The sequence below is a fragment of the Actinophytocola algeriensis genome (assembly GCF_014203735.1).
In the GTDB taxonomy this organism is placed as follows: Bacteria; Actinomycetota; Actinomycetes; order Mycobacteriales; family Pseudonocardiaceae; genus Actinophytocola; species Actinophytocola algeriensis.
In genome coordinates, this window is sequence record NZ_JACHJQ010000009.1 from 50,190 (window position 1) to 75,671 (window position 25,482).

At 70.9% G+C, this 25,482-nt stretch carries 32 protein-coding genes; 21 read left to right on the forward strand and 11 right to left on the reverse strand.

Going from position 1 to position 25,482, the window contains the following annotated elements; genetic code table 11:
• The first annotated feature begins 37 nt into the window (after window positions 1-37).
• From FHR82_RS36200 to FHR82_RS36235, 8 genes are all read left to right on the forward strand, one after another.
• Window positions 38-727: a helix-turn-helix domain-containing protein gene (locus FHR82_RS36200; RefSeq protein WP_184815153.1), complete on the forward strand. Its 690-nt coding sequence runs from the start codon at window positions 38-40 to the stop codon at window positions 725-727.
• Window positions 728-798: 71 nt separating this feature from the next.
• The gene (locus FHR82_RS36205; RefSeq protein WP_184815154.1) at window positions 799-1,131 is read left to right on the forward strand and encodes an ArsR/SmtB family transcription factor; all 333 of its coding nucleotides are present in this window, start codon (window positions 799-801) and stop codon (window positions 1,129-1,131) included.
• Window positions 1,128-1,847 (forward strand): DUF4440 domain-containing protein, encoded by a 720-nt coding sequence (locus tag FHR82_RS36210; protein WP_184815155.1) that lies wholly within the window; start codon window positions 1,128-1,130, stop codon window positions 1,845-1,847. The genes FHR82_RS36205 and FHR82_RS36210 overlap by 4 nt, the downstream gene beginning before the upstream one ends.
• A gap of 10 nt (window positions 1,848-1,857) precedes the next feature.
• Window positions 1,858-2,505 carry a VOC family protein gene (locus FHR82_RS36215; RefSeq protein ID WP_184815156.1) on the forward strand — a complete coding sequence of 216 codons (648 nt, stop codon included), beginning with the start codon at window positions 1,858-1,860 and terminating at the stop codon, window positions 2,503-2,505.
• 54 nt (window positions 2,506-2,559) lie between these two features.
• Window positions 2,560-3,516, forward strand: a complete 957-nt coding sequence (locus FHR82_RS36220) for an ABC transporter ATP-binding protein (RefSeq protein ID WP_184815157.1) — start codon at window positions 2,560-2,562, stop codon at window positions 3,514-3,516.
• A complete protein-coding gene (locus FHR82_RS36225) occupies window positions 3,513-4,718 on the forward strand; it encodes an ABC transporter permease (protein ID WP_184815158.1) in 1,206 nt (401 codons plus the stop codon). Before FHR82_RS36220 ends, FHR82_RS36225 begins: the two co-directional genes overlap by 4 nt.
• Before the next feature lie 82 nt (window positions 4,719-4,800).
• Entirely contained in the window at window positions 4,801-5,448 is a 648-nt protein-coding gene (locus tag FHR82_RS36230) for a response regulator (RefSeq protein WP_184815159.1), read from the forward strand.
• A 33-nt stretch (window positions 5,449-5,481) separates the two neighbouring features.
• Complete coding sequence (locus tag FHR82_RS36235) at window positions 5,482-6,441, forward strand: zinc-binding dehydrogenase (protein WP_184815160.1); 960 nt, start codon at window positions 5,482-5,484, stop codon at window positions 6,439-6,441.
• A 366-nt stretch (window positions 6,442-6,807) separates the two neighbouring features.
• Here the strand turns inward: FHR82_RS36235 and rpsR are convergent, their stop codons facing one another.
• The 4 genes from rpsR to rpmB are packed head-to-tail and all read right to left on the reverse strand — an operon-like array spanning window position 6,808 to window position 7,743.
• Window positions 6,808-7,041 (reverse strand): 30S ribosomal protein S18, encoded by a 234-nt coding sequence (gene rpsR, locus FHR82_RS36240; protein ID WP_376706466.1) that lies wholly within the window; start codon window positions 7,039-7,041, stop codon window positions 6,808-6,810.
• Window positions 7,038-7,343, reverse strand: coding sequence for a 30S ribosomal protein S14 (gene rpsN / locus FHR82_RS36245; RefSeq protein ID WP_184815161.1), 306 nt, complete (start codon window positions 7,341-7,343; stop codon window positions 7,038-7,040). The genes rpsR and rpsN overlap by 4 nt, the downstream gene beginning before the upstream one ends.
• A complete protein-coding gene (gene rpmG / locus FHR82_RS36250; RefSeq protein ID WP_184815162.1) occupies window positions 7,343-7,507 on the reverse strand; it encodes a 50S ribosomal protein L33 in 165 nt (54 codons plus the stop codon). Before rpmG ends, rpsN begins: the two co-directional genes overlap by 1 nt.
• Window positions 7,507-7,743, reverse strand: coding sequence for a 50S ribosomal protein L28 (gene rpmB, locus FHR82_RS36255; RefSeq protein WP_184815163.1), 237 nt, complete (start codon window positions 7,741-7,743; stop codon window positions 7,507-7,509). Before rpmB ends, rpmG begins: the two co-directional genes overlap by 1 nt.
• Before the next feature lie 88 nt (window positions 7,744-7,831).
• Here rpmB and mrf point away from each other — a divergent pair, with 88 nt between their 5' ends.
• From mrf to rpmF, 3 genes are read left to right on the forward strand one after another with little or no spacing between them, the layout of a single operon-like run.
• Window positions 7,832-8,983 (forward strand): ribosome hibernation factor-recruiting GTPase MRF, encoded by a 1,152-nt coding sequence (gene mrf, locus FHR82_RS36260; RefSeq protein WP_311771445.1) that lies wholly within the window; start codon window positions 7,832-7,834, stop codon window positions 8,981-8,983.
• Window positions 8,980-9,231: a type B 50S ribosomal protein L31 gene (locus FHR82_RS36265; protein ID WP_184815165.1), complete on the forward strand. Its 252-nt coding sequence runs from the start codon at window positions 8,980-8,982 to the stop codon at window positions 9,229-9,231. Before mrf ends, FHR82_RS36265 begins: the two co-directional genes overlap by 4 nt.
• Window positions 9,232-9,393, forward strand: a complete 162-nt coding sequence (gene rpmF / locus FHR82_RS36270) for a 50S ribosomal protein L32 (protein WP_184815166.1) — start codon at window positions 9,232-9,234, stop codon at window positions 9,391-9,393.
• Window positions 9,394-9,465: 72 nt separating this feature from the next.
• Here the strand turns inward: rpmF and FHR82_RS36275 are convergent, their stop codons facing one another.
• Window positions 9,466-10,122, reverse strand: a complete 657-nt coding sequence (locus FHR82_RS36275) for a histidine phosphatase family protein (protein WP_184815167.1) — start codon at window positions 10,120-10,122, stop codon at window positions 9,466-9,468.
• A gap of 64 nt (window positions 10,123-10,186) precedes the next feature.
• On the opposite strand from FHR82_RS36275, the gene FHR82_RS36280 reads away from it, so the two are divergent.
• From FHR82_RS36280 to FHR82_RS36310, 7 genes are all read left to right on the forward strand, one after another.
• A complete protein-coding gene (locus tag FHR82_RS36280) occupies window positions 10,187-10,504 on the forward strand; it encodes an EthD family reductase (RefSeq protein ID WP_184815168.1) in 318 nt (105 codons plus the stop codon).
• A complete protein-coding gene (locus FHR82_RS36285) occupies window positions 10,501-11,325 on the forward strand; it encodes a 3-hydroxyacyl-CoA dehydrogenase family protein (protein WP_311771446.1) in 825 nt (274 codons plus the stop codon). The genes FHR82_RS36280 and FHR82_RS36285 overlap by 4 nt, the downstream gene beginning before the upstream one ends.
• Window positions 11,326-11,339: 14 nt before the next feature.
• Entirely contained in the window at window positions 11,340-12,512 is a 1,173-nt protein-coding gene (locus FHR82_RS47760; RefSeq protein ID WP_184815169.1) for a GNAT family N-acetyltransferase, read from the forward strand.
• 43 nt (window positions 12,513-12,555) lie between these two features.
• The gene (locus FHR82_RS36295) at window positions 12,556-13,245 is read left to right on the forward strand and encodes a response regulator transcription factor (RefSeq protein ID WP_184815170.1); all 690 of its coding nucleotides are present in this window, start codon (window positions 12,556-12,558) and stop codon (window positions 13,243-13,245) included.
• Window positions 13,245-14,639 (forward strand): HAMP domain-containing sensor histidine kinase, encoded by a 1,395-nt coding sequence (locus tag FHR82_RS36300; RefSeq protein WP_184815471.1) that lies wholly within the window; start codon window positions 13,245-13,247, stop codon window positions 14,637-14,639. Before FHR82_RS36295 ends, FHR82_RS36300 begins: the two co-directional genes overlap by 1 nt.
• Before the next feature lie 54 nt (window positions 14,640-14,693).
• Window positions 14,694-16,178 (forward strand): trypsin-like peptidase domain-containing protein, encoded by a 1,485-nt coding sequence (locus FHR82_RS36305; protein ID WP_184815171.1) that lies wholly within the window; start codon window positions 14,694-14,696, stop codon window positions 16,176-16,178.
• Between the two features lie 184 nt (window positions 16,179-16,362).
• Entirely contained in the window at window positions 16,363-17,937 is a 1,575-nt protein-coding gene (locus tag FHR82_RS36310) for a thiamine pyrophosphate-dependent enzyme (RefSeq protein WP_184815172.1), read from the forward strand.
• On the opposite strand, the gene FHR82_RS36315 is transcribed toward FHR82_RS36310, so the two are convergent.
• The 6 genes from FHR82_RS36315 to FHR82_RS36340 all read right to left on the reverse strand — a co-directional run bounded on the left by FHR82_RS36315 (window position 17,927) and on the right by FHR82_RS36340 (window position 22,255).
• On the reverse strand, window positions 17,927-18,538 hold the full coding sequence (locus FHR82_RS36315; RefSeq protein WP_184815173.1) for a mycothiol-dependent nitroreductase Rv2466c family protein: 612 nt from the start codon (window positions 18,536-18,538) through the stop codon (window positions 17,927-17,929). The two genes, FHR82_RS36310 and FHR82_RS36315, sit on opposite strands and share 11 nt — an antisense overlap.
• A 10-nt stretch (window positions 18,539-18,548) precedes the next feature.
• Window positions 18,549-18,983 carry a hypothetical protein gene (locus FHR82_RS36320; protein ID WP_184815174.1) on the reverse strand — a complete coding sequence of 145 codons (435 nt, stop codon included), beginning with the start codon at window positions 18,981-18,983 and terminating at the stop codon, window positions 18,549-18,551.
• Window positions 18,983-20,077 (reverse strand): molybdopterin-dependent oxidoreductase, encoded by a 1,095-nt coding sequence (locus FHR82_RS36325; RefSeq protein WP_311771471.1) that lies wholly within the window; start codon window positions 20,075-20,077, stop codon window positions 18,983-18,985. Before FHR82_RS36325 ends, FHR82_RS36320 begins: the two co-directional genes overlap by 1 nt.
• A gap of 239 nt (window positions 20,078-20,316) precedes the next feature.
• Complete coding sequence (locus tag FHR82_RS36330) at window positions 20,317-20,940, reverse strand: class I SAM-dependent methyltransferase (RefSeq protein ID WP_184815176.1); 624 nt, start codon at window positions 20,938-20,940, stop codon at window positions 20,317-20,319.
• Entirely contained in the window at window positions 20,940-21,596 is a 657-nt protein-coding gene (locus tag FHR82_RS36335) for a TIGR04282 family arsenosugar biosynthesis glycosyltransferase (protein ID WP_184815177.1), read from the reverse strand. The genes FHR82_RS36330 and FHR82_RS36335 overlap by 1 nt, the downstream gene beginning before the upstream one ends.
• Window positions 21,593-22,255, reverse strand: coding sequence for a glycosyltransferase family 2 protein (locus FHR82_RS36340; RefSeq protein ID WP_184815178.1), 663 nt, complete (start codon window positions 22,253-22,255; stop codon window positions 21,593-21,595). Before FHR82_RS36340 ends, FHR82_RS36335 begins: the two co-directional genes overlap by 4 nt.
• A 142-nt stretch (window positions 22,256-22,397) precedes the next feature.
• On the opposite strand from FHR82_RS36340, the gene FHR82_RS36345 reads away from it, so the two are divergent.
• Genes FHR82_RS36345 through FHR82_RS36355 form a run of 3 tightly spaced genes read left to right on the forward strand, consistent with a single transcriptional unit; the run spans window position 22,398 to window position 25,481 of the window.
• Window positions 22,398-23,732 carry a hypothetical protein gene (locus FHR82_RS36345; RefSeq protein ID WP_184815179.1) on the forward strand — a complete coding sequence of 445 codons (1,335 nt, stop codon included), beginning with the start codon at window positions 22,398-22,400 and terminating at the stop codon, window positions 23,730-23,732.
• An 8-nt stretch (window positions 23,733-23,740) separates the two neighbouring features.
• Window positions 23,741-24,421 (forward strand): response regulator transcription factor, encoded by a 681-nt coding sequence (locus FHR82_RS36350; protein WP_184815180.1) that lies wholly within the window; start codon window positions 23,741-23,743, stop codon window positions 24,419-24,421.
• Window positions 24,422-24,434: 13 nt separating this feature from the next.
• Window positions 24,435-25,481, forward strand: a complete 1,047-nt coding sequence (locus FHR82_RS36355) for a sensor histidine kinase (RefSeq protein WP_184815472.1) — start codon at window positions 24,435-24,437, stop codon at window positions 25,479-25,481.
• The last annotated feature ends 1 nt before the right edge of the window (window position 25,482 follow it).

Consider the following 25,482-nt stretch of genomic DNA (forward strand, 5'->3'; position numbering starts at 1 on the left):
ACATCTGGATGTCGGTGGTCGCGGTTACCGTGGCGACATGGGAACGCATGTGGTGCCCGACGAGCTGCGGCCGTGGGTTGCGGGCATCGACGTGGCCGCCGCGTCGGGTGTGGACGCGGTGGACGTGCCGGACCACGCCACGACGCTCGTGGTGCGCACTGTCCCGGGCTTACCGCGCGAGGTGATCGTCATGGGGCCGAGGACCCGTGCGGCGTACCACGTCGCCGACCCCGGGCCGTCGTGTGTCCGGGTGCGCCTGCGGGCTGGGCGTGCGAAAGCCCTGCTCAGCCGACCTGTACGGGACCTCGCCGATCGGGCTGTCCCGGTGGGTGCGCTGCCTGGGCTGGACGTCGACGGTCTCATCGAGGACCCGGTCGGCGCGCTGGCGGCCGCGTTCGCCGGGCGCCGGGTGGACGACGACCTGGTCGCGGAGGCGGCCGACCTGCTGGCGGACGAGGGGGTCGCGGCGACGGCTCGGCGGCTGCACGTCAGTGAGCGCCGGTTACGGGTTCTGTTCGCCGACGGCGTAGGGCTCTCGCCGAAGCACTTCGCGCGGATCAACCGGGTGCGGACGGTGCTCGCGTCCGAGGGCCGGTGGGCCGATGTCGCTGCCGGGGCCGGGTACTACGACCAGTCGCACATGACCAGCGAGTTCCGCCACCTCATGGGCGTGCCGCCGGCCGCGTTCGCCGCTGGAAGACGGCCCGCCGCCCGGCGCTGCGGCTGACCGGAAGCAGTCATCCACAGCCTTGTCGGACCCGCTTGACATACTTAACGACAGCGTTAATAGTTGTCATTGTGCGTACTGAAGTGGATGAGGTGCTCGTCGCGCTCGCAGACCCCGTACGGCGGCAGGTGGTCGACGAGTTGCGGCAGAGGCCCAGACGGGCTGGGGAACTGGCCGACTCGGCGGGGATGAGCTTCCCGGCGATCAGCCGGCATTTACGGGTGCTGCGTGCCTGCGGGCTGGTGGAGGTCCGCGCGCTCGACGAGGACGCGCGGGTGCGCGTCTACCAGCTGCGGGCGGAGCCGTTCCTCGCGCTGCGTGCCTGGCTCGACCAGGTCGAGGGGTTCTGGACCGAACAGCTCGACGCCTTCTCCGACTACGCGAAGAAGAGGAAACAGGAATGACCGAGGCCAACGTGGCGGTCGAGGTGGAGGTCGACCCGGCCACCGCGTTCGACCTGTTCACCAGGGACATCGCCGCGTGGTGGCGTGCGGACCGCTCGCTGTGGGGTGAGACAGAGGGGGAGTTGCGCTTCGAGAACGGTGCGCTGATGCAGGGCGACACCGAGGTCGGCCGGGTGTCCACATGGGAGCCGGGGCCGCGGCTTGCCTTCAGCTACGGCCCGCCCGGTGTCGATCCGGCGGAGCGGACGGATGTGGAGGTCCGTTTCGAGGCGGTGCGGGGCGGCACCCGTGTCGTCGTGCGGCACGGCGGCTGGGAGAAAGCGAACTGGGCGGGGCTTTTAGCCGGGTTCGCCCGGCACTCACTGGAACGGATGCTGCTCGCCCGGCTGGGGGACTTCCTGGACGCGATAGCGGAGGGGAACGTCGAGTTCTTCGAACGGAACCTCACTGACGAGGCGATGCTGATCTTTCCCGGTGAGGGCAACACATACACGAAAGCCCAGTGTGTCGCCGCGATGGTCGACCATCCCGTGTACCACAAGTACGAACTGACCGATCCGCATATTGTCCACATTGGAGAGTCGACGGCGGTGCTCACGCATCGCGCCACGGTCATGCACGAGCAGCACGAACGACCGATGTCGGTCGCGGTGTCGACGGTGCTCGTGCACCGGGACGGCGAGTGGCGTCTGGCGCTCCACCAGTGGACCCAGTGATGGGAGCACGATGTACTACGTGATCCGCGCGCCGGACCTGGCGCGTGCCAAGGACTTCTACACAGCCGTGTTCGGCTGGAGCTACACCGAGGACCACCACATCCAGGGCAGTTCGCCTGCTGGCGGTCTGGCCGAGGGCGAGCCGGGCACCGACCTGTACCTCGAGGTGCCGGACGCGGCGGCGGCCGTGGCGCTGTTGCGTGAGCTCGGCAGGGAGGCGCCCGACCCCGTGCTGTCGAAGTCCGGGTGGAGTTGTCAGGCCGAGGGCGGCCTGCTCGCGCTGTGGCAGCCCGCGGACGGGTATGCGCAGGACAACCCCAAATGCGCGGAAGGTGACCTCTTCTACTTCGTCGTCCCGGTCGCGGACGACGCGGCGTTGGAGCGCTACCGAGCGGTGCTCGGCTGGGAGTTGTCGACCGGCTCCCATCCGAACGGGTGGAACATCGAGAACTCCGAACCGCCGGGTGGTGTGTTCGTTGATCACGCCGGACGTCCTGACCTGTACTTCCGGGTGGCCGACGTCGACGAGGCCGCGCGGCGCATCCGTGACGCCGGTGGCACCGCGGGCGACACACAACCGAATTCGGCCGGTTGGCATGCCTCGTGCAGCGACGATCAGGGGGTGAGTTTCAACATCGGTGCACTGCGTCAGAGCTGACGTCGCGTACTAGGGTTCCTCCGACGGCGGTGTGTTTTTGGGGAGGGGTCCGAGTTGGGTGACGGACGGTTGGAGATCGACCGCATCTCCAAGCGATACGGCGATGTGGTCGCGTTGCGGGACACGACATTCGACGTACGCGCGGGAGAGCTGTTCGGTTTCGTCGGCAGCAACGGTGCAGGCAAGACCACGACGATGCGCATCACTCTCGGTGTGCTCGCCGCGGACTCCGGTGAGGTGCGCTGGGGCGGTGAGCGGATCACGCTCGAAACGCGGCGGCACATCGGGTACATGCCGGAGGAACGTGGGCTCTACCCGAAGATGAAGGTCGGCGAGCAGCTGATCTACCTCGCCAGGATGCACGGCCTTTCCGCCAAGGACGCGAAGGCATCTACGGAGGAGTGGACCGAGCGGCTCGGTGTCGCGCACCGGCAGGGCGACGACGTCCAGAACCTGAGCCTGGGCAACCAGCAGCGCGTGCAGCTCGCTGCCGCGCTGGTGCACAACCCGAGCATCCTCGTGCTGGACGAGCCGTTCTCCGGGCTCGACCCGATCGCCGTCGACGTGATGAGCAAGGTGCTGCTGGACAAGGCGGCCGAGGGCATCCCCGTGGTGTTCTCCAGCCACCAGCTGGAACTCGTGGAACGACTCTGCGACCGCGTCGGGATCATCCGTAGTGGGCAGATGGTCGCGATCGGCGAGGTCGACGAGCTGCGCTCGGGCGGGGCGGCCGAGCTGGTCGTCGTCGCGCCGAACGCCGCGCCGGGCTGGGCCGCCGGACTGGCCGGGGTCACGGTGCGCGAGCAGGACGGTGACCGCACCGTGCTCGAACTCGGTGACGGGGCCGACGACCAGGCCGTGCTGCACGCGGCGCTGGCGACCGGGCCGGTGACCGAGTTCAGCAGGCAGCGCCCGTCGCTGACCGAGCTGTACCGCGAAGTGGTGACGCAGGAGACCGACGAGGACGCGGCGCCGGGCGCCGAGCGGAACGAGGCAGGTGTCACGGCATGAGCACTCCGGATGTCCGGCTGGGGGCGTGGGAAGCGGTGCGGCTCGTCGCGAGCCGGGAGGTCACCACGAAGATGCGGTCGAAGGCGTTCATCATCACGACCGTCGCGACGCTCGTGCTGCTCATCGGGTTCGCGCTGGTGATGAAGCTGAGCGAAGGGTCGGGCGAGACGGTCGGCGTCACGCAGGAGACGCAGGCGCTCGCCGAGCCGCTGAAGGCCACCGCGGGGCAGATCGGGCAGAGCGTCGACACCACGGTCGTCTCCGAGGAGGAGGGCCGCGAACAGGTCGCCGACGGGACGCTCGACGCGCTGCTCGTCGGTGGCGACGACGATCAGCCGCTGCGGGTCGTGGTCGAGAAGGATCTCGACGGCGATCTCAAGAACGCGTTCACCGTGCTCGCCGGGCAGCTCGCGCTCAACCAGGAGATCGCCGAGCTCGGTGGTGACCCGGCACAGGTGCAGTCGTCGGTCGCGAGCGCGCAGGTGGACGTCGAGCCGCTGGAGGAGCCCTACCCGTACCAGCCGGAGCAGCTCGTGCTGGGCATCATCGCGGGCGTTCTGATCTACATGTCGCTGCTGTTGAACGGGCAGCTGGTGGCGCAGGGTGTGGTCGAGGAGAAGTCCAGCCGCGTGGTCGAGCTGCTCCTGTCGACCATCCGGCCGTGGCAGTTGATGGCGGGCAAGGTGCTGGGCATCGGGTTCGTCGGGTTCGTGCAGATGGTCGTGGTCGGCGGCGGCGGTCTCATCGCGGCGCTGGCGCTCGACGTGCTGTCGATACCGGTGTCGGCCGCCATCGGCACGGTGGTGTGGCTGATCGTCTGGTACATCCTCGGTTTCGTCATGTACTCGCTGGTGTTCGCCGCGCTCGGGGCCCTGGTGTCCCGGCAGGAGGACGTCGGTGGCGTCATCACGCCCGCGCTGATGTTCGTCATCGTCGGTTACGTCGTCGGCATCTCGGTGCTGCCATCGGAACCGGACAACACGCTCGCGGAGGTGCTGTCGGTCATCCCGGTGTTCGCGCCGACGCTGATGCCGATGCGGCTCGCGATGGGTGGTGTTCCGGTGTGGGAGATGATCGTCTCGGTCGGACTCGTCATCGTGCTGATCCCGTTGCTCGTGTGGCTGGCAGGGCGGATCTACGCCAACGCCGTGATGCGCAGTGGGGCGAAGGTCAAGCTGCGGGATGCGATGAAGCCCGCATAACCGCTGGTCACTCACGGCAACGGGGTACGATCATTACTGTCAAGTAGACCCGCCATGACCGCCCACTGTCGGGGAGGCGTTCGTGATCAAGGTGCTGCTCGCGGATGATGAAGATCTCGTCCGCTCAGGACTACGCACAATTCTGACCAGCGCCGGTGACATCGAGGTGGTCGCCGAGTGTGACGACGGCGTGCACGTCGCCGATCTGGCACGGCAGCATCGACCACATGTCGTGCTGCTGGACATCCGGATGCGTTCGGCGGACGGGATCGTCGCTCTGCGTAAGATCCGTGCTCTGCCGGACCCGCCGGTCGTCTCCATGCTGACCACCTTCGACGTCGACGAGTACGTCCAGGAGGCGCTGCGCATCGGCGCGAGCGGCTTCCTGCTAAAGGACACCGAGCCCGCCGTGCTGATCAAGGCCGTGCGTGATCTCGCGCGCGGCGGCGCGGTGCTCGACCCGAAGGTCGCCGCACGCGTGCTGTCCGCGGTTGCGGACGGTGAGCGAGCGGCGGAGCCTGCGCGCCGCCTGCTGGCGTCTCTGTCCGACCGGGAGCGAGAAGTGGTCGCGCTCATCGGGCAGGGGCTGTCCAACGCGGAGATCGGCAGCGCGCTGCACCTGTCGGAGGCCACGGTCAAGGGGTACGTGTCCGCGGTGCTCGGCAAGATCGGCGCGGTGAACCGGGTGCAGGCGGCGCTCGTGGCCTACCGGGGTGGCCTTATCGCTTGACCTCTACCTTGCTTGAGGTTCAAGACTGGCCGCATGCGAGCTGTAGAGGTGACGAAGCACGGCGGACCCCAGGTGCTGGCCGTTCGTGAGGTGCCCGACCCCGTGGCCCGAGCCGGCCAAGTGGTGATCGACGTCGCGGCGGTCGACGTGCTGTTCGTGGACACGCGGATCCGCGCAGGCTGGGGCAAGGAGTGGTTCCAGGTCGAGCCACCGTACGTGCCGGGCAACGGGGTCGCGGGTGTCGTGCGCGAGGTTGGCGCGGACGTGGACGAGTCGTGGGTGGGGCGGCGCGTGCTCGCCTACACCGGCGAGAACAACGGCATGACGCCGACCGGTGGGTATGCCGAGCGCGCGGCGGTGCCCGTGTCCGCGGTCGTGCCGGTACCGGACCGGCTCGGACTGCCCGAGGCGCTCACCTTGCTGCACGACGGCCCGATGGTGGTGGGCACGCTGAAGACGGCGGACGTGCGGACGGGTGAGCGGGTGCTGATCACCGGCGCGGGCGGCAGCCTGGGCACGCTGCTGGTGCCGATGCTGAAGGCGGCCGGAGCGGTGGTCGTCGGCGCGGCAAAGGGCGCGCGCAAGCTCGACTTCATCCGTGAGTGGGGCGCGGACGAGGCGGTCGACTACTCCGTTCCGGAGTGGACAGAGCAGGTCGGCGCGGTGGACGTGGTCCTCGACGGGACCGGCGGGGACATCGGCACGGCCGCGTACCAGTTGGTGCGTACGGGCGGCCGGTTCCTGGCGTACGGGTCGTCGGCGGGCGACTTCGCGAAGACCGAACCCGCGCGTGAGGGCGTGACGGTGGTATCGATCCTGGACATCGGCAAGGACGTCGACCAGTCGTCGGCGATCGCCGAGATGCTCGCGAAGGCGGTGGACGGGACGATCACACCGCTGGTGGGACAGACGTTCCCACTGGACAAGGCCGTGGAAGCGCACGAGGCGATCGCGGCACGTCAGACGGTGGGGAAGACACTGCTGCTGCCGTGACCGGCGCGGCCTCCGGCCCCCGATCACCAGCGTAGCGCCGGGCACCGACATCGACGGGCGTCGTGAACCGAGTTGTCCACAGGGGGTGGCGTGCGGGCGCCTCCGGCCCCCGGAATCCAGCGTAATGGCGGGCACCGACAACGACCGGGGCCGCGAGCCGAGTTGTCCACAGGGTGGCCTGTGGGCGGCCTCCGGCCCCCGGAATCCAGCCTAGCGGCGAGCACCGACACTCGGCGGTCGTGCGAGGCTGGTTGTCCACAGCGGCTGTGGTTGTCCACAGAACCCGCGGTGAGCACCGGTTTTGTCGGTGGTGTGCCGTAGCGTGGTTCGAGGGGGACGGAGGCCGCCGCTGCAATGAGCGCCTTCTCAGCGAGCGCTGCCCGGATACGGCAGCAGCGCCATCTCCCGCGCGTTCTTGATCGCGGTCGCGACCTGCCGTTGCTGTCGCGGGGCCAGGCCGGTCACCCGGCGGGCGCGGATCTTGCCCCGGTCCGAGATGAACTTGCGCAGCAGTGCCGCGTCCTTCCAGTCCACAGTGGAAACACCTTCGTGCGTCAGCAGGTTCCGCTTCTTACGTGGCGCACCCTGCCGCGGCCTCACCAGCTCGACTTGCTGACGCCGGGCAGCTCACCGCGGTGCGCCATCTCCCGCAGGCGCACCCGCGACAGGCCGAACGCGCGGAAGTAGCCGCGAGGCCTGCCGTCGACGACATCCCGGTTGCGGATCCGGGTTGCCGACGCGTCTCGGGGCTGGCGGCGCAGCTCGCGGGCCGCCGCCTCGCGTTCGGCGTCCGTCGACGCCGGAGCCGCGATGGTCTTCTTCAGTTCCGCACGGCACTCGGCGTAGCGGGCGACGACCTCGCGCCGCCGGTCGTTCTTGACGACCTTGGACGTCTTCGCCATCAGCGTTCCTCGCGGAACTCGACGTGCTCGCGGGCCACCGGGTCGAACTTGCGCAGCACCATCCGGTCCGGGTCGTTGCGGCGGTTCTTCCTGGTGACGTACGTGTAGCCGGTGCCCGCCGTCGAGCGGAGCTTCACGATCGGCCGTAGTTCGTTGCGTGCCATCAGATTCGCTGTCCCTTCGCGCGTAGCTCGGCGACCACCGACTCGATGCCGCGCCGGTCGATCACCTTCATCCCCTTGGTGGACACCCGCAGGCGGATCCACCGCCCTTCACTCGCCAGCCAGTACCTGCGGCGCTGCAGGTTCGGCCGCCACTGCCGCGACGTGCGGCGGTGCGAGTGCGACACCTGCTTGCCGAAGCCGGGCGCACGGCCTGTGACCTGGCATACCGCGGACATCACACCTCCAGTTGTAGGTAACGGTTTCCATGTTCAGTTATTCCACTGTACGGTAATGACAATGATTGTCGATAGTGGGGAGGCTGTGGTGCGAGACACCCGGTTGGTGCTGGTCACGGGGCTGGACCGCGGCGCGACAGGTTGGGTCGCGGGCCGGCTTCTGCACGCGGAGCCGGACACGGTCGTCGTGCACCACGACATGAGCGCGCTCGCGGAGGGCATCGTCCGCCGAAGCGTGCGCACCGAACACGGCGTGCCGAGCGAGACGATCCTGGAACTGGCGCACGGGTGCGTCTCCTGCACGCTGCGCGAGGACACGCTGCCGCTGCTGCACGCGCTCGCCGCGAAACCCGACGTGCGGCGGATCGTCCTGCAACTCGACCCCGGCGTGGAACCGGAACCGGTCTGCTGGGCACTGCACCACGCGCTGGTCGGAGACGCCACCATCACCGATCTCGTCACGATCGAGGCCGTGGTGGCGGTCGTCGACGAAGGCCGCTGGCTCGCCGCCGCGACCGGCGACGAACCACTCGACCTCACCCCGGGCGACGACCGCACGCTCGCCCAGGTCGCGGTCGGACAGGTGGAGTTCGCCGACGCGATCGTCGTGACCGGGCAGGCCGCCGACGGGTGGGCCGCCACCCGCACCGCCGCCGTGCTCGACCGGCTCGCGCCGACCGCGCCGCGTGCGTCCTCGGTGCACCGGCTGCTCGACGCCATTCCCGACGACGCCCGCCGAGGTGAGGTGACCGACGCGCACGCGCCGTTGCTGCGCTGGAGCCCGCCGCTGGACCCCGACTGCGGCGTCACGATCACGGTCTTCGAGGCACGGCGTCCGTTCCACCCCGGCCGCCTGCACGACGCCATCGACGTGCTGCTCGAGGGCGTGGTCCGCGCACGGGGCCGGATCTGGGTCGCCACGCAGCCGGACGTCGCGCTGTGGCTGGAGTCCGCGGGCGGCGGACTGCGTGTCGGCCACGCGGGCGCGTGGCTCGCCGCGGTTGGCGACGACGCGTGGCCGAGGGCGAGTGCCGAGCGCCGCGCCAAGGCGGCCGTGGAATGGCACCCGAGGTGGGGCGACCGGATGCAGGAGATCGCGATCATCTCGCACGACGCGTCGCCGGGACACCTGGTCGCGACGCTGCGCGATGCGCTGCTGAGCGACGAGGAGCTGGCGGCCGACTGGGACCGCTACGAAGACCCGTTCACCGCACGGGAACCGTTGGAGGACAAGGCATGAAGAAGAACATCCACCCCGACTACCACCCGGTCGTGTTCCGGGACGCGTTGACGGGCATGCAGTTCCTGACCCGCTCCACCGCGACGTCCACAGTGGACGTCGCATGGCCGGACGGCAACCGCTACCCGCTGATCGTCGTCGACGTCACCGCCGACTCGCACCCGTTCTGGACCGGTGGCAGGCGGATCGTCGACAGCACGGGCCAGGTGGAGAAGTTCCACCGCCGCTACGGGAAGCGAGGCAAGTAGGTGGCCGTTCCGAAGCGGAAGAAGTCCCGCAGCCGCACGAGGTCCCGCCGCGCGCAGTGGAAGGCCACGGCCCCGGAACTGGTGGAGGTGACGACCCCGGACGGCAGGAAGCTCAAGGTGCCAGGCCGCTTGGTCGCGGCTGCCCGGCGTGGACTGTTGTAGGCCGCCTGCACGGACTCGACCACACCTGCGCGATCCGCGCCCAGCGTTCCCGCGCACCTCGACGGTGCGGGTTCAGTGTTGTGGGAGATCGGCCAGTTGTTTCGTGCCGTCCGGGGAGTCCCGCCACTGGGTGAACGGCTCGTTCAGGTGCCAGCGGGTGCCGTCGTGGTCGAGGACGCGGATCGCGCAGTGTTCGGGGTTGGACAGCGACTCGAAGAGGTCGATGCTCCACGAGAACATGCGGCGGCACAGCAGGCGCATCGTGAGACCGTGGCTGACCACCACCACCGTGTTCGGGTGGGAGGGGTCCTTCGCGATGCGGATTTCCAGCTCGTTCAGGAACGACGCCACCCGGTCGTCGACGTCGGCGCCGGACTCGCCGTGGGGGAGGCGGTAGAAGAAGTGGCCGAACTCGTTGCGGCGTCGCTTCTCCAGCTCCTGCTCCACCGGGTCCTGCAGGTTGCCCCAGTCCTGTTCGCGCAGGCGGGGTTCCGGGATCACGCGTTCGGTGGGAACGTCGAGCAGGGCGAAAGTCCGCTGGGCGCGGATGTACGGGCTCACGTAGGCGGCCGCCGGTCCGTGCAGCAGCCCGCGTACTGCCGGCCCGGCCGCTCTCGCCTGGCTTTCGCCCCGGGCGGTCAGTGGCAGGGCGTGGTCCGGGGTTCTCGTGTACGCGAGCTCGTCGACGTTGCCGAGGCTTTCCGCGTGACGCAGCAGGATGATCCGCACGGCGCTATCGTGCCTCGTCCGCAGCTATTACAGTTCGACCGCCGGTCTACGCGAGGAGTGTCACATGATCAAGTATGTTGCGTTGTACAAGCAACCCGCCGATCCTGAGGTGTTCGAGAAGGCCTACTTCGAGCAGCACAAACCGTTGATCGACAAGGTGCCAGGGCTGGTCCGGCAGGAGATCGGCAAGGTCACGCGCACGTTCGTGCCGAACTTCCTCGAAGGGTCCGAGCCCTACCTGATCGCCGAGCTGTACTTCGAGTCCAAGGACGCCATGAAGGCCGCCTTCGCCTCCCCCGAGTGGCAGGTCTCCGGTGCCAACCTGACCGAGATCGGGGGCATGGAGCTCGTCGCGATGTTCTCCGCCGAGGTGGTTGAGTGACGCGCTCCGCGGCGGTCGTCGGTGGCGGGACCATGGGCGCGGGCATCGCGCACGTACTGCTCGCCGCCGGGGACCGGGTCACCGTCGCCGAAGCCGGAGAAGAGCGGGCCGCCGCGGCGCGGGAGGCGGTGGCGCGGTCGCTGCGGAAGGCCGAGGAGCGCGGGAAGCTCGACGGGACCGCCGACGAGCTGCTCGCCAACCTCGACGTCGTGCCCGCGATCGCCGACCTGCCGCGCGGCGCGGAACTCGTCGTCGAGGCCGTGCCCGAGAACGTGCCGCTCAAGAAACAGGTGCTCGCCGACATCCGGGAAGCCTGCCCGGACGCGTTGCTCGCCTCCAACACCTCCTCGCTGTCGGTGCGGCAGCTCGGGGACGACGTCATCGGCATGCACTTCTTCAACCCCGTGCCCGTGCAGGCCCTGCTCGAACTGGTCGTGCACGACGGGCTGAGCGCCGACCAGGTCCGCGCCGCCCGCGCGTGGGGCGAGTCGCTGGGCAAGTCGGTCATCGAGGTGCGGGACTCGCCCGGCTTCGCCACCTCCCGGCTGGGTGTGGTGGTCGGGCTCGAGGCGATCCGCATGCTCGAAGAGGGCGTCGCGTCCGCGGCGGACATCGACACCGGCATGCGGCTGGGCTACGGCTGGCCCATGGGCCCGCTGCGGCTCACCGACCTCGTCGGCCTCGACGTGCGCCTCTCCATCGCCGAGCACCTCACCCGTGAGCTGGGACCGCGCTTCACCCCACCGGACCTGTTGCGAAACATGGTGGCGCGCGGCGAACTGGGTCGCAAGACTGGCCGGGGATTCTTCGACTGGACCTGAGGTAGGGAGCACACGTGATCGTTCGGCCGCCCCGCGAAGAGGATGACGAGCAGATCTACGAGATGTCCCGGCTGGCGTTCGGCGGCCCGCGCGAGCCGAGGTCCGGTGACCTGTGGTCCAACCAGCCGGGCTGGCACGGGCTCATCGCCGAGCTGGACGACCGCGTCGTCGGCACGGTGAAGGTCCGGGACTACCAGCAGTACTTCGGCGGCGCCGCGGTGCCGATGGGCGGCGTCGCGAACGTGGCCGTCGCGCCTGCCGCGCGGGGGCACGGCGTCGCGAACGCGCTGGTCGGCGCGATCCTCCCGGAGATGCGCGACCGAGGGCAGTGCGTGTCGGCGCTGTACCCGTCGGTGCCGCCGCTCTACCGCGGCCGCGGCTGGGAGCAGACGGGCAACTACGAGCGCGTCGCGCTGCGGCCCGAGCACTTCACGTTCCTGCCCAAACCGGCGGAACGGCTCGTCATGCGCCGCGCCACCAAGGACGACCTGCCCGCGCTGCACGACTGCTACCGGCGGTTCGCGCAGACCGTCGACGGCATGCTCGACCGGGACACCGACGCCTTCCAGCGCGAACGGCTCCTCGACCTGGACATCGTGGACGTCGCGCCAGGGCCAGACGGCACGGTCCGCGGCTACCTCACCGGCCAGCGACCGGAAGGCGAGAAGCTCACGATCCACGACCTCGTCGCCGACGACCTGGACACCGTGCTCGGCCTGTTCACCAACCTCGCGCGCTGGTCCGGGATCATCGAGGAGATCTCGCTGCGGATCGACGATCCCGCCTGGTGGCAGCTGATCGTGCCGCAGCCCGTGCTGTACGACGTGCGCAACCACCCGTGGATGCTGCGGGTCGTCGACCTGCCCGCCGCGGTCGCCGCACGGGGGTGGCCGATCGCCGCGCACCTCGCGGACATGGCCGTGGACATCGAGGTGGCCGACGAGCACGCGTCGTGGCAGGCGGGCAGGCACCGGATCGTCGTCGACGGCGGCAAGGTCGTCTGCGTGCCGGGCGGGCAGGGCACGGTGCGGCTGCACGCCCGCGCGCTCGGGCCGTGGTTCGCGGGCTCGGCCGACACGGCCATGCTGCGGCGCGCGGGTCTGCTGGAGGGCGACGCGACCGCGGCACGGGTCCTGGACCTCCTCACCGGCGCACCCCGGCTACCCCGAATGGCCGATTCGTTCTGACCCTTCTCAGGCGCGTCTCAGCACGGCGGGTAACACTGACCGCATGCGCATCCTCGTTGTCGACGACGACCGGGCCGTTCGCGAGTCGCTGCGGCGGTCGCTGCAGTTCAACGGCTACCAGGTCGACCTGGCCAGCGACGGTCAGCAGGCGATCGAGTCGGTGACGAACTCCCGGCCCGACGCCATGGTGCTCGACGTGATGATGCCGCGACTGGACGGGCTCGAGGTGTGCCGACGACTGCGCGGCACCGGCGACGACCTGCCGATCCTCGTGCTCACCGCACGGGACACGGTGTCGGACCGGGTGTCCGGGCTCGACGCGGGTGCCGACGACTACCTGCCGAAGCCGTTCGCGCTGGAGGAGCTGCTCGCCCGCCTGCGTGCGCTGCTGCGCCGCCGGACGTTCGACACCACCGGGCCCGCGCCGCAGGTGCTGAGCTTCGCGGGCCTGGAGCTCGACCCGAACACGCGGGACGTCAAGCGCGGCGACCGGTCGATGAGCCTGACCCGCACGGAGTTCTCGCTGCTGGAGCTGCTGCTCGCGCACCCCAAGCAGGTGCTGACCCGCAGCCGCATCCTGGAGGAGGTCTGGGGCTACGACTTCCCGACCTCCGGCAACGCGCTCGAGGTGTACATCGGCTACCTGCGCCGCAAGACCGAGGCCGACGGTGAGCCGAGGCTGATCCACACCGTGCGCGGCATCGGCTACGTGCTGCGGGAGACGCCTCCGTGATGTTGCTGTCCGGGGCGCCTGCACCAGCGAAGCAGCGGGTGTCGCTCCGGTCGCGGGTGACGTTGCTCGCGGCCAGCTGTGTGGCGGGCGCGGTGGCACTGGTGTCGCTCGGCGCCTACTGGACGGTCCGGGAGAACCTGTACGCGCAGCTCGACGAGACCCTGTGGGGGAAAGCGCAGGCCACGGTCCAGAACAAGCTGATCCTGGAGACCCCGAGCGGCGACCAGTGGCCCGCCGGGCTGTTCGGCCTGTCGGGTGTCGAGGTGGCGTTGATCGACGACACCGGGCACGCACTGATCGGCACGATGGAGAGCCTGCCGCCGATCAGCTCCAAGGAGATCGCCGTCGCGAAGACCGGCGAGCCGAGCATCCGCACCGACGGCAAGACCGACTCGCGGGTGGTCGCCGTGCCGTACCGGGGCGAGGCGCTGGTGCTGGCGCAGTCGTGGGGGCCGACGAAGAAGCAGCTCGCCGACCTGTCGCTGGTGCTGCTGCTGATAGGCGGCGCGGGTGTCGTGGTCGCGGCGGCCGCGGGCACGGCGGTGGCGCGGACCGGCCTGAGACCGGTGCAGCGGCTCACCCGTGCGACCGAACGCGTCGCCCGTACCGGTGACCTGCGGCCGATACAGGTCGAGGGCGACGACGAGCTGGCGCGGTTGTCGCACAGCTTCAACGCCATGCTGGCCGCCGTGTCGGACGCGCAGAACCGGCAGCGGCAGCTCGTCGCGGACGCCGGGCACGAGCTGCGCACCCCGCTGACCTCGCTGCGGACGAACCTGGAGCTGCTGTTGTCGGCGGAGAAGCCGGACACGCCGCAGCTGTCGGAGGCCGACCGCGTCGACATCCACGAAGACCTGCGCGCACAGCTCGACGAGCTGACCCAGCTGATCGGTGACCTCGTCGAGCTGGCGAGGGAGGACGCGCCGTCGCTCGCGCACGAGCGCGTCGACATGGTCGAGGTCGTCGAGCAGGCGCTCGCCAGGGCCCGGCGGCGGGCGGGTGACGTGCACTTCGAGGTGGACCTGCAGCCGTGGTTCCTGGTCGGGGAGCCGCACACGCTGGAACGGGCCGTGCTGAACCTGCTGGACAACGCGGTGAAGTTCTCGCCCGTCGACGGGACCGTGCGGGTCGACCTGCGGCCCGCCGCGCACGGGTACGCGTTCCTCCAGGTCGCCGACGCCGGGCCGGGCATCAAGGACACGGACCTGCCGCACGTGTTCGACCGCTTCTACCGCTCCGACGAGGCCCGCACGCTTCCCGGCTCCGGGCTGGGGCTCGCGATCGTGAAGAGCGCGGTGCAGCGGCACGGAGGTGCGGTGTTCGCGGGTAGATCGGCCGACGGCGGGGCACTCATCGCGATGAGGCTGCCCGGGAGTTCAGAGCCGATTCTGTAACTCCGCATAGGTTGGTCTCAGGTCGTTCTCAGGACCGAGGCGGAAGGTGGTCACATGACCGAGGACAACCGGCCCGAGGGGGAGCAGCCCGCCGCACCGGCCGGGCCGCAGGGGGAGACCGCGCCGCCGCAGGGCGAGCAGGCGCAGTCACAGCCTCAGCCCGCCGCGCCGCAGGACCCGCCGAGTGAGTGGGCAGTCGCGCCACAGGACCCCCCGCCCCCGCCGCAGCAGACCGAATGGGCCGCCGCGCCGCAGGTCCCGCAGCAGAGCGGGTGGGCCAGGCCGGCGGAGGGACCGGCGTACTCGCCACAGAACCAGTGGGCGGCAGGCCCGCACAGTCAACCAACGCGCGAACAGGTCCTGTTCGGCACGGCGGCCGGGGTGCCGACACCGCCGACGGGGAACTACCTTCCCAACCCGAACCCACCCAGCAGGCCCCAGCGCGACGTGCCCCAGCAGCGCAGGGGCTCGGGTCCGCTCGTCGCGAGCGTCGCCGTGCTCGCGCTGCTCGCCGGGGGCGGCGCGGGGGCGCTCGGCGGATACCTCGTCGCCGACAACACCGCGAGCGCGCCGGTCACCAACGCGCTCGACCAGAAGCCGCCGGCCCAGGAGACGTCCTCCAGTCCATCCGGGTCGGTCGAGGCGGTGGCGGAGAAAGTGCTGCCCAGCGTGGTTCAGTTGCAGGTGCAGGGCCGGTCCTCGGCAGGGGAGGGCTCGGGCTTCATCATCAGCTCCGACGGGCTGATCGTGACCAACAACCACGTGGTCGAGGGCGCCGCCGACGGCGGTCGTATCCAGGCCGTGTTCCAGGACGGCACCTCCGCCACCGCCACCATCGTCGGCCGCGACCCGACCTCGGACGTCGCCGTGGTCAAGGCCGACGGCAAGACCGGGCTGCCGGTCGTGGACCTGGGCAGCTCCGATGCGCTCAAGGTCGGCGAGGGCGTGGTGGCCATCGGATCTCCGTTCGAGCTGTCCGGCACCGTCACGTCCGGCATCGTCAGCTCGCTGCACCGGCCCACCCGCGCGGGTGGCGAGGACGGCTCGCAGGCGACCGTGCTGGACGCGATCCAGACCGACGCCGCGATCAACCCCGGCAACTCCGGTGGCCCGCTCGTCAACATGCGGGGCCAGATCGTCGGCATCAACTCGGCCATCTACTCGCCGCAGTCCGGCGCCGGGCAGGGTGGCTCGATCGGCATCGGGTTCGCCATCCCGATCGACCAGGCCCGCCGCACGGCCGACGAGATCGTCAAGACCGGCAAAGCGACGCAGACCGTGCTCGGGGTGAGCGTGAAGGACAACGCCGACGGCGGCGCCCTGATCGCGGACGTGGTCGCGGGCAGCGCTGGGGAGAAGGCGGGCCTGAAGCAGGGCGACGTCGTCACCAAGCTCGACGACCGCCGGATCGACACGTCCGACGCGCTCGTGGCCGCGGTCCGCTCCCACGCGCCGGGGGACAAGGTTCGGCTCGAGTTGGACAACGGTTCGCGCACAGTTGACGCGACTCTTGCCGGTCAGACGGTAGAACCACAATGATTGTCTCGGGAACCACTTGAGTCCCACCTGACGCTCGGCCGCGGTCAGCGGCCGAGACCAACTCCGGCTCGATGCCCCCGAGCCGGGAAGAGCTCCAAGCGGGGCTCTGCGCGACGCCGCACGCGGACGGTAAACCCCTCGCTCGTCCGCGTGCGGCGCTCGCCGTCTGGCACACTCGGACACCATGCGGCTCGCCGGGCACGTGATCGTCGAACAGCTTGCCGAGTGCGGTTCCGACCTCGCGTTCTGTGTGCCGGGCGAGAGTTATCTCCCGGTCCTGGACGGGTTGTACGCGCACCGCGACAAGATCCGGTTGATCACCGCGCGGCAGGAGACCGGGGCCGCGATGATGGCCGCCGCGTACGGCAAGCTGACCGGCAGGCCCGGTATCTGTCTCGTCACCCGAGGGCCTGGCGCGACCAACGCGAGCGGCGGTGTGCACGTAGCCCGGCAGGACGCGGCGCCGATGCTGTTGCTCGTCGGGCAGGTGCCCACCGGCAACCGGGACCGGGTGGCGTTCCAGGAAGTGGACATCCGCGCGATGTACGCGCCGCTGGCCAAAGCCGTGTTCCGGGTGGACGACCCGGACCGAGCAGCCGAGTTCGTCGCGCGAGCCATGGTGACCGCGGTGTCCGGGGAGCCGGGGCCGGTGGTGCTCGAACTGCCGGAGGACGTGCTGTCCGCGTCGACCGCCGCGCCCGTGGTGCCCGCGGTGCCGCCGGTGGTGCCCGCGCCGTCGGCAGCGGATGTCGAGGCGTTCGTCTCCACGTTGACCGGTGCGCGGCGGCCGTTGCTGGTGGTCGGCGGTACCGGGTGGACGGCCGAGGCGACCCGCGCCGTGCGGCGGTTCGCCGAGGCGGCCAGGATCCCGCTCGCCACCGCGGTGCGGCACCAGGACCTCGTCGACCCGCGCTCGCCGGTGTTCGTCGGCACGCTCGGGCTCAGCACCACACCGGGACTGTCGGCCGCCGTGGCCGACGCCGATGTGCTCGCGTTCGTCGGCACCCGGCCGGACGCGCTGACCGTCGACGACTTCGCGTTGCTCGACGTGCCGGTGCCGCAGCAGACGCTGCTCCACGTGCACCCGGATCCTGTTGTCCTGCACCGGGTTCACCGGGCGGACCTGGCGATCGTGGCCGGTCCCGCACGGTTCGCGGCCGCGCTGCCCGCCGTTTCCGGTGACTCCTCGCCGTGGCTGTCCCGGTTGCGGGAGGACTACCTGCGGGGCCCTGCTCCGTCGGTGGCGGCGGAGTTCATGCGCCTGCTGGCCGAGCGGGTGCCCGATCCCGTGGTCAGCTCCGGGGCCGGTGCGTACACGGCGTGGCCGCAGCGCCACCACCGCTTCACGACGTTCCCGTCGCACCTGGGCACGCAGTCCGGGTCCATGGGGTTCGGGCTACCGGCCGCGATCACCGCGCAGCTCGTGCACCCGGACCGGCCCGCGGTCGCGTTCGCCGGTGACGGGTGCTTCCTGATGACAGCGCAGGAGCTGTCGACCGCGGTCCGGTACGGGCTGGCGCCGCTCGTGGTGGTGGTCAACAACAACTCCTACGGCACGATCCGGGACCACCAGCAGCGCCGGTTCCCCGGCCGCGAGTACGGCACCGACCTGGTGAACCCGGACTTCGCCGCGTTCGCCCGGTCGTTCGGCGCGGCGGGGGAACGGGTCCGCACACCGGACGAGTTCGCGGCGGCCCTGGACCGGGTGCGGGGGAAGGCCGCGGTGATCGAGATCGAGGTCGGCGGACTCAGCCGATGACAGGTCGGGCGCGGGCCCGCTTCAGCTCGAAGAAGCCCGGTGTGCCGGACACGAGCAGCACGCCGTCCCACAGCTTCCCCGCCGCCTCGCCGCGGGGTACCGGCGAGACGACCGGCCCGAAGAACGCGTTGACCTCGCCGTCGGGCAGGGTCACGTGGATCGCCGGAGTGCCGAGGTCCTCGCCGACGGGCCCGAGCCCGGCGCGGTTGCCGTCGAGCAGCGCGTCGTCGAGACCGGTCGAGTCCGCGGCGTCCGCGAGTTCCTCCGGCAGACCCGCCTCGGCCAGCGCGGCGGTGTACAGGTCGCGGCCGAGGGGCTGCCTGTCCAGGTGGATGCGGTTGCCGAGCGCGGTGTAGACGGCGCGGACCTCGGCGGGGCCGTACTCCTGCTCGACGGCCTTGGCGATCCGCACCGGACCCCACGCGGCGTCCAGCCACTCGCGGTACCAGGCCTCGACCTCGCGACCTTCGTTGAGCACGGCGAGGGAGAGGACGTGGAAGCGCACGTGGACGTCCCGCACCTGCTCGACCTCGAGCAACCACCGCGACGCGATCCACGCCCAGGGGCACTTCGGGTCGAACCACATGTCCACGTTCGTCATGCGGCCAACACTAGGAAGCCGATTGGTCCTGTCCAAGAGCCAATCGTGACCGGTACTGCTGGGCCAATCCGGCGAGGAGTACGCCTGCCCAGACAACCCCGAGCGCGATGGCGAGCCCGGTGCCGTAGTCGCGGTCGTGCAGGCCGGGGTTGGTGACGACGCCGAAGGGCCGCCACAGCAGCGGGATGCCGATGAGCGTGAGCACCCCGGTGACGACGAGCCCGGCGACGACCGGTGCCCGCCACGGCCGGGGCAGGACCCGGCTCAGCCCGAGGCCGGCGAGCCCGACGACCGGCGCGACCAGCCCGTCGTGGACGAGCGGCCCGCCGATGAACCAGGCCGCGCCCTGGACGGCGTTGACGGTGCGGGAGGTGGCGAAGTCCCAGGCGAGGACGGCGCCGTAGCCGAGGAGGGCGAGCCCGGTGAGGGCGAGGAGCAGGCGCATCAGAGGACCTCCAGGCGGTGGACCCACTTGGTCTGCAGGACACCCGGGCGGCTGGGCGCGATGATCCGGGCGGGGAAGCCGTGGTCGAGCGCGAGCGTCTCCCCGTTGAGCCGCAGCGCGAGAAGCGTGTCCGGGTCACGTGTGTGGGAACCGGGAAGCGTGCTGACACGGTAGGCGCCGCGCCGCTCGAGGGAGGTGACCCGGACCTCGCTGCCAGGTGGCGCACCGATGAGCGCGAGGAGGTCGGCGATGGGCACCCCGGTCCAGGTGGCGCTCTGGCTCCAGCCCTCGACACACGCGATCGGCAGGTCTGCGGTGCGCTGTGGCAGGTCCGCGAGCTGGGTTCGGGAGAGCCGCGTGATCCCGGTGCGGGTGACGATCTCAAGCCGCCACGCCGGATCGGCGGTGACGCGGGCGGCGTTCGCAGTACGGTTGACCGGCAACCCCTGTGGCCCGCGATCGGACCGCCAGGAGAGCGGGGAAACGTCGCGCAGCAAGGGAACCGTGACCCCGGCGGTGGCGACGACCGCGGCTCCGGTGGCGAGGAACCCGGTGCGCAGGAAGGAACGTCGCGCCGGATCGACAGGCGTGGCGAGCGCCCGCCGGATGATCGGCAACTTGACCGCGACGTGCAGGACCACGGATCCGAAGGCGATCCAGGCGACGGCGTAGTGGGCGGCGGGGAAGTAGAAGGCCCAGGGGTAGTTCTGGGCGACGTTGAAGATGCCGGTGGTCAGCTCGAAGAAGGCGGCGCCGGCGAGGACGAGGATGGAGAGCCGTTCGAGCGCGTGCGGGAGCGACCGGATGACGGGGCGGCTGAACAGTTTCGGGTAGACGGACCAGAGCTTCGCGAACAGCAGCGGCACCGCGGCGACCCCGGAGATGACGTGGATGCCTTGCGTGATGCGGTAGAGGTTCGCGGGGCGCGCCGGCCAGCCGAACCAGGCGGGCGGGTGCTGGATGAGGTGGCTCAGCAGGCCGGTGAGGAAGCAGAGCAGGAACGCGACCCCGAGCCAGAGGCCCAGGCGGGCGGTGACCTTCTCGTGGTGGGCGGGACTGCGGAAGTTCGCCTCGTCGGGCTGGACCCGCCGGATGAACCGGCCGAGTCTGCTGTCGGGCGAGGGCAGGAACCTGTGGACAACTCCGCCTCGGCGGCCGTTCTTGTCGGTGCCCGCGGCTAGGCTGGATTCCGGGGGGCCGGCGGCCGCGCTCGTGCCGCTCCCGGGCTCGCGGAGGCTTGCCCTGTGGACAACTCGTCCTTCGTGGTCGTTCTTGTCGGTGTCCGCCGTTACGCTGGATTCCGGGGGGCCGGAGGCCGCGTCAGACCTCTCCGTCATGGCTTGATCAGCTCCGTGAACCAGCGGCCGCCTGCTTCGCGGAGCCAGCCCGGCCGCAGACCGGCCTGTCGCGCGGTCCGTCCGACCGCGTCCGCGCCCAGCCATGCCCATTCGAACCAGCGACCGCCCGATGTGTCGCTTGTGGACAGTCGCACCCGGCCGCGGCGCAGCCCGGTGCCCGGCGGATCCACCTCCACCAGCGCGCTCCCGCCCACGCACAGCAACTCCCGCACCCGCCCCAGCAGCCGCACCGGGTCGCCGCCGATGCCGATGTTGCCGTCGGCCAGCAACGTGTGGCGCCAGCGGCCCTCGCCCGGCTGTGGTTCGAACACGTCGCGCTGGACAGCCGGGGCACCAGCCGCGATCGTCAGTCGCACCGCCACCGGCGACACATCCGTGCCGAGTGCCAGCACCCCGCGTTCCGCCAGCGCCGCCGTCAACCGGCCCGGGCCGCAGCCGATGTCCAGCGTCGGGCCGCCACAACTGTTCAGCAACAGCTCGTCACCCGGGTCCGGCGCCGCCCGCCAGCGCTCCGTCGGCAGGCTGATCCGCTCGCCCGTCGCCAGCTCCAGCCAGCACCGCTCGCCCAGCAGGCCCGGCTCGAAATGCGTGTCGATCATCAGACCGCCTCCCGGAACGCGTGCGCGAACCGGGACGACGGGATCTGCGCCGCCACCCCGGCCGCGTCCGTCACCGTGTCCACATCGGACAACACGGGCAGCTGGGCCACCCGCAAACCCAGGTCCCGCAGGGCGAAGAGCGTCCGCTCACCGGTGTCCGCCCGCGACATCGGCACCGACCGCAGTACGTGGGCGTCCTCGGGTCGCCGCAGCCCCAGCGCCCACCAGCCACCGTCCGCCGCCGGGCCGAGCACCGCGTCGGCCTCCGACAGCTGCGTCAGCGCGCCGGTCAGCAGCGCCGGTCGCAGCTGCGGCGTGTCCATCCCCACCTGCAATACAGCTGACCCGGGAAAGTGCGCGGCCACATCCGCATGCGCGTTCGCCAGCCGGTCCGCGAAGTCCTCGCCGCGCTGCGGGAGCACCACGAAGTCCGCCAGCGCGGCCACCAGCTCCGCCGACCGCTCTGCCGCCTCGAGGTCCCCGGTCAGCGCGCACACCGGCACCACGTCCGGCACCGCGCGCACGGTGTCCACCGTGTCCAGTAGTGCTGCGGCCGCCAGCCGTGCCGCGTGACGAGCACCCACCGCGGGCGCGAGCCGTGTCTTCGCGAACCCCGCCACCGGTGCCTTCGCCACCACCAACAGCACTGCCTTCATCGCAGCACCGCCGCCATGTCCCGCACCGCGCGCGCCGTGCCGCGCACCGAACCCGACACCTTCGACCGCGTGCCCACCGCCCTCGGCCGGTACGCGACGTCGTGCTCCACGACCGTCCAGCCCGCGTCCGCAGCGCGCACCAGCAGCTCGAGCGGGTAACCGAACGCCCGGTCGCGCACACCCAGCGCCAGCAGGTCCGTCCGCCGCACCGCCCGCGCGGGCGCGATGTCCGACACCGGCAGCCCGCGGCGCCGCAGAATCGTTGCCAGCACGCGGTTCCCGGCTCGCGCGTGCCACGGCCACACGCCCCGCGACACCGGCACCCGCCTGCCGACCGCGAGGTGCGCACCCGCCTCGACCGCCGCCACCAGCGGCACCAGTTCGGCCGGGTCGAGCGAGCCGTCCGCGTCGAGGAAGCACACGATCCCGGCGCTCGCGTGCGTCAGCCCGGTGTGCACGGCCGCGCCGTAACCCTTGCGTGGTTCGTGCACGACCGTCGCGCCGTGTGCCGTGGCCACGTCCGGCGAACCGTCGGTGGAACCGTTGTCCACCACGATCGCCCGGTAGCCCGCGGGCAGCGCCGCGAGTACCCCGGGCAGCGCGGCGGCCTCGTCGAGACAGGGGAGCACCACGTCGACAGGTGCGGTCGAGGTCGTCATGGCCATGACGCTAAGTCCGCCCGGGACAGCCGAAAACCCTTGCGCTGCTTACCGAATTGTGACGGCGGACCAATCATTACGGAGTTCTGACGGATCCGGGAACGGCCGCGCGGCAACGACTTTCACGGCCTACGGTCCACCCGTGGTCCTCGCCCCTCCCCAGCAGAAGAGAGCCGATCTCGTCACCGGTGCGGCCGCTGTCGCGTTCGTCATCCTCGCGGCCGCCGTCGGGTTCCTGACCGGCGCCCGCAACTACGGCGCCGACCTGCACCCGGAGGCCGGGCCGCGGTTCGGTGAGTACCCGGTGCTCGCCGACCTGTACCCGAGGGTGGCGCCCGCGTCGCTGTTCGCCGTGGTGATCGCGATCGCCGCCGTGGTGTGGGGACCGGTGCTGGCGGAACGCCTGCGGTGGGGTGCGCTGCTCGCCGCGGGGTACGCGCTCTCCGTCGCGTGGATCTTCGCGCTCGCGCTGGTCGACGGCTGGCAGCGCGGCGTCGCGCACAAGCTCGCGTCCGGTGGCGAGTACCTCGGGGTGGTCGGCAAGATCACCGACATCCCGCTGTTCCTGTCCACGTTCGCGTCCCGCATCCTCGACTTCCAGCCGGACTCGTGGCCGACGCACGTGTCCGGCCACCCGCCGGGCGCGACGCTCGTGTTCGTGTGGCTCGACCGCATCGGCCTGTCCGGCGGTGGCGCGGCGGGCGTGGTGTGCGTGCTCGCCGGCGCGGCGGTGACCGTCGCGATGCCGGTGACGGTCGCCGCGCTCGGCCGCGTGGACCTCGCGCGGATCGCGGTGCCCTTCGTCGCGCTGCTGCCCGGCGCGATCTGGCTCGGGGTGTCCGCCGACGCCATGTTCGCCGGTGTCACCGCGTGCGGGATCGCGCTGTTCGCGCTCGGCGCGAGCCGGGGCGGGCGGTTGTTCTGCCTGGCGGGTGGGGTCGTGCTCGGGTTCGGGATCTTCCTGTCGTACGGGCTGCTGCTGATGGGGCCGATCGCGCTGGCCGTGGTGCTGGTGACGAAGAACTGGCGCGCGCTGGCCTACGCCGTGCCGGGTGCGCTGGCCGTGGTCGCGGTGTTCGCGCTCGCCGGGTTCTGGTGGCTAGACGGGTACGGCCTGGTGGTCGAGCGCTACTACCAGGGGATCGCGTCGCACCGGCCGTACTGGTACTGGGTGTGGGCGAACCTCGCGTGCCTCACCCTCGCGGTCGGGCCCTCGGCGGTGGCCGGGCTGCGCCGCACCGACTTCCTGGGGTTCCGCGAACCGGTCGACGTGCTGGTCCGCGGCGCCGCGCTCGCGGTGCTCACCGCCACCGTTTCGGGGCTCTCGAAAGCCGAGGTCGAACGGATTTGGTTACCGTTCGCGGTGTGGTTGGTGCTGGCGGCGGTGAAGCTGCCGCGCGCGTCGTGGCGCTGGTGGCTGGCGGCGCAGGCGGGAGTGGCGCTGGTGGTCGACCACGTGTTGCTGACGACCTGGTGAGGTGGCGGATGACTCAGTCGACCGTACTGGTGGTGGACGACGACCTGACGGTGCGTGACGTCGTGCGGCGCTACCTGGAGCTCGCCGGGCACCGGGTCGCGCTGGCCGACAACGGTGAGGACGCGCTCGCGTGGATCGCCGAGCACGACCCGGACCTCGTGGTGCTGGACCTGATGCTGCCGGGCATCGACGGGCTCGAGGTCTGCCGCAGGCTGCGGCAGACCAGCGGCGTGCCGGTGGTGATGCTGACCGCGCTCGGTGAGGAGGAGAACCGGATCGCCGGGCTGCAGCTGGGTGCGGACGACTACGTGACGAAACCGTTCAGCCCGCGTGAGCTGGCGCTGCGGGTGTCGTCGGTGCTGCGCCGGTCGGGCGGGTCGGCCCCGGCGACCGACGTGGTCGACGGTGACCTGCGGCTCGACGCCGGTGCCCGCCGCGCCACGCTCGCGGGCGCCGAACTGCCGCTGACGACCCGCGAGTTCGACCTGCTGACGTTCCTGATGACCCACCCCGGTGAGGCGTTCACCCGTGAGCAGCTGCTGGAGAAGGTGTGGGGCTGGGACTTCGGCGACCAGTCCACAGTGACCGTCCACGTACGACGGTTGCGGGAGAAGATCGAGAAGGCACCCGCGAAGCCGGCCCGCATCGCGACCGTGTGGGGAGTGGGGTATCGCTATGACCGCGCGTGAACAGGCGCCCGGGATCATCGACCCGGGCGAGACGTTCGGGCAGATGATGACGCACGCGCTGCACATCCTGCCGTACGCGCTCGCGTTCGTGCTGCCCGTCGTGGCGTTGGGGACGGCGCTGCTGTACTGGGTGCGCCGCGGTGCGCTGACCACGACCATGACCGTGCTCGTGCTGGTCCCGGTGGTCGCGATGCTGACCGGTGTGCTGGGCATCAGCGGTTTCATGTTCAACCCGACCCTGACGACGATGTCGTTGGTGTGCCTGCTGGTGCTGCTGGTGACGGTGCCGGTGGCGCTGGTGCTGGGGCGGGCGATCGCGCGGCGCAGCGTGTGGGAGCGGGAGGCGCGGGAGCGGGAACGCGCGGCGGAGGCGTCGCGGCGGGAGCTGGTGGCGTGGATCAGCCACGACCTGCGTACTCCGCTCGCCGGCATCCGCGCGATGGCCGAGGCGCTCGCCGATGGGGTGGTGTCGTCGCCGTCGGAGGTCGCGGGGTACGCCAGTCGTATCAGCGGGGAGTCGCGGCGCCTGTCGGGAATGGTCGACGACCTCTTCGAGCTGTCGCGGATCACGGCCGGTGCGTTGCAGCTGACGATGTCGCAGGTGGCGCTGCGGGAGGTCGTGTCCGACGTGCTGGCGGCGCAGGTGCCGGTGGCACAACGGAAACGGGTGCGCGTGCTGGCCAGCGCCGCGACCGCGCCGGTGGTGCTGGGGTCGGATCCGGAGCTGGCGCGGGTGGTGCGCAACCTGGTGTCGAACGCGATCCGGCACACACCGCCGGACGGGACGGTGGCCGTGCAGGTCGATGTCGACGGCGGGGACGCCGTGCTCGCGGTGGACGACGCGTGCGGCGGCATTCCGGATGCCGAGTTGTCGCGGGTGTTCGACGTGGCGTTCCGGGGGAGTGCGGCGCGGACGCCTTCGCGCGATGAGGAGGGCGGGGGTGGGCTGGGGCTCGCCATCGCGAAGGGGTTGGTGGAGGCGCACAAGGGGCGGATCGACGCGCACAACCACGGGCCTGGGTGTCGGTTTGAGGTGCGTCTGCCGTTGGCGACAGGGTGAG